The sequence below is a fragment of the Enterobacter sp. PP-008-ECC_S150 genome (assembly GCF_045257065.1).
In the GTDB taxonomy this organism is placed as follows: domain Bacteria; phylum Pseudomonadota; class Gammaproteobacteria; order Enterobacterales; family Enterobacteriaceae; genus Enterobacter; species Enterobacter chengduensis.
In genome coordinates this window covers 1-2,427 of the sequence record NZ_JBJHHG010000058.1, presented here as the reverse complement: position 1 = coordinate 2,427, position 2,427 = coordinate 1, and the positions used below count along the sequence as shown (strand labels likewise).

At 45.3% G+C, this 2,427-nt stretch carries 2 protein-coding genes and 1 pseudogene; all 3 read right to left on the bottom strand.

Annotation, left to right across the window (positions count from 1 at the left end; translation table 11 throughout):
• Positions 1–121 precede the first annotated feature (121 nt).
• Positions 122–562, bottom strand: a pseudogene (locus ACJBF3_RS25965) (CatB-related O-acetyltransferase); the annotation flags it as partial.
• Positions 563–699: 137 nt separating this feature from the next.
• Positions 700–1,530 (bottom strand): oxacillin-hydrolyzing class D beta-lactamase OXA-1, encoded by an 831-nt coding sequence (locus ACJBF3_RS25960; RefSeq protein WP_001334766.1) that lies wholly within the window; start codon positions 1,528–1,530, stop codon positions 700–702.
• A gap of 130 nt (positions 1,531–1,660) precedes the next feature.
• Positions 1,661–2,215 carry a fluoroquinolone-acetylating aminoglycoside 6'-N-acetyltransferase AAC(6')-Ib-cr5 gene (locus ACJBF3_RS25955; RefSeq protein WP_063840321.1) on the bottom strand — a complete coding sequence of 185 codons (555 nt, stop codon included), beginning with the start codon at positions 2,213–2,215 and terminating at the stop codon, positions 1,661–1,663.
• Positions 2,216–2,427 lie beyond the last annotated feature (212 nt).

Below are 2,427 nucleotides of genomic sequence, written 5' to 3'. Positions count from 1 at the left end.
CCTCAGCATTTTATTATGGTGATCCCCTGGGCGAAATGCGCCTGGTAAGCAGAGTTTTTGAAATGTAAGGCCTTTGAATAAGACAAAAGGCTGCCTCATCGCTAACTTTGCAACAGTGCCCCACATCTTTTGTCACCAACGAGCGGCTGCCTATCACCGCACCGTGCCCGATCTTGATTCCGGGCATGACCATTGCCTCAGAGCCGATCCAAACGTCATTGCCAATGACAGTATTACCTGCTTTTTGGAAGGCATCGAGTGCGCTTGAGAATGCAGGTTCTTCCTGCATATAAAAGAACGGGAAAGATGATGCCCAGTCGTACCGATGCCCCTGATTGCCAGCCATGATAAAGGAAGCCCCACTCCCGATAGAGCAGAAACTACCGATGATCAACTTATCAACGTCATCACGGTCCGGAAACAGATACCGTGCGCAGTCATCGAATGAGTGCCCATGATAGTAGCCAGAGTAATAGCTGTACCGCCCAACTTTGATATTGGGGTTCTTCACTTGCTCAGAAAGCAGCTTGCCTTTGAAGGGGCTATCAAAGTAGTTGGTCATAAGAGATCCCGCGGTCTGTGACTTTGCCGTCTAACGTTTGAAATAAGGGGCGCCGAGCGCCAGCGAGGGGAGCCAAAAGCTTGCTTTTGGCCGTCCCGACTTGATTGAAGGGTTGGGCGATTTTGCCATTAGATTTTTTATAAATTTAGTGTGTTTAGAATGGTGATCGCATTTTTCTTGGCTTTTATGCTTGATGTTAAATTCGACCCCAAGTTTCCTGTAAGTGCGGACACAAAAACATATTTATGTCCTGATTTGCTTATAATAAACCCTTCAAACCATCCGTTTTGTAAGGTTCTATTTGCTGTGAATCCTGCACCAGTTTTCCCATACAGTTTTGTACTATTATCCAGATCTTGTAGATACATGTTCTCTATGGTGTTTTCTATGGCTGAGTTTTTAACTGGGAGATTGTGATTAATAATTTTACGCAGGAATTGAATTTGTTCTTCTGGTGAAATTTTTAAGCTACTTTCGAGCCATGCTTCTGTTAATCCGTTGTTTCTTTCTTTATCTCCAGAGAAGTCTTGATTTCCATAATCAAAATCTTTGAGATAATTCTTGATTTTATTTAATCCAATTTTTTGGGTTATTTCTTGCGAAACCCAAACAACAGAAAATTGCATCCACGTCTTTGGTGTATGATTGCTGTTCCAGATCTCCATTCCTTTGGGGGTTTTATCCCATTTGAATATGGTTTTCTGATCTATTATTTCCGCATCAAATGCCATAAGTGATAATGCGATCTTGAAAGTTGAATCTGGTGCCATTTGCGTTGCACACTTTGCTTTATTGAATTGAGCAATTTCAGCGTTTGTGGATGCATCGTAAAGTAAAAAACAACCTTCAGTTCCTTCAAATAATGGAGATGCAACAGTAGAGATATCTGTTGATGCACTGGCGCTGCTGTAGATAATATTTGCAATTATTAAAAAAATAGCGAAGTTGATATGTATTGTGTTTTTCATAATAAGTATTGGTTTGGTAAAGGGCTTAATTTTAACGGCTAACAATTAATGAGGCTCCGGGTTCGCCCAACGTTTGACATGAGGGGCGGCCAAGGGCGCCAGCCCTTGGACGTCCCCCTCGATGGAAGGGTTAGGCATCACTGCGTGTTCGCTCGAATGCCTGGCGTGTTTGAACCATGTACACGGCTGGACCATATGGGGTGGTTACGGTACCTTGCCTCTCAAACCCCGCTTTCTCGTAGCATCGGATCGCTCGCAAGTTGCTCGGCGACGGGTCCGTTTGGATCTTGGTGACCTCGGGATCATTGAACAGCAACTCAACCAGAGCTCGAACCAGCTTGGTTCCCAAGCCTTTGCCCAGTTGTGATGCATTCGCCAGTAACTGGTCTATTCCGCGTACTCCTGGATCGGTTTCTTCTTCCCACCGTCCGTCCCCGCTTCCAAGAGCAACGTACGACTGGGCATACCCAATCGGCTCTCCATTCAGCATTGCAATGTATGGAGTGACGGACTCTTGCGCTAAAACGCTTGGCAAGTACTGTTCCTGTACGTCAGCAAGTGTCGGGCGTGCTTCTTCTCCGCCCCACCACTCGACGATATGAGATCGATTTAGCCACTCATAGAGCATCGCAAGGTCATGCTCAGTCATGAGGCGCAGTGTGACGGAATCGTTGCTGTTGGTCACGATGCTGTACTTTGTGATGCCTAACTTTGTTTTTGCGTTGCTCATGATGTCTAACTCCCAATTTGTGTAGGGCTTATTATGCACGCTTAAAGGCACTGTTGCAAAGTTAGCGATGAGGCAGCCTTTTGTCTTATTCAAAGGCCTTACATTTCAAAAACTCTGCTTACCAGGCGCATTTCGCCCAGGGGATCACCATAATAAAATGCTGAGGC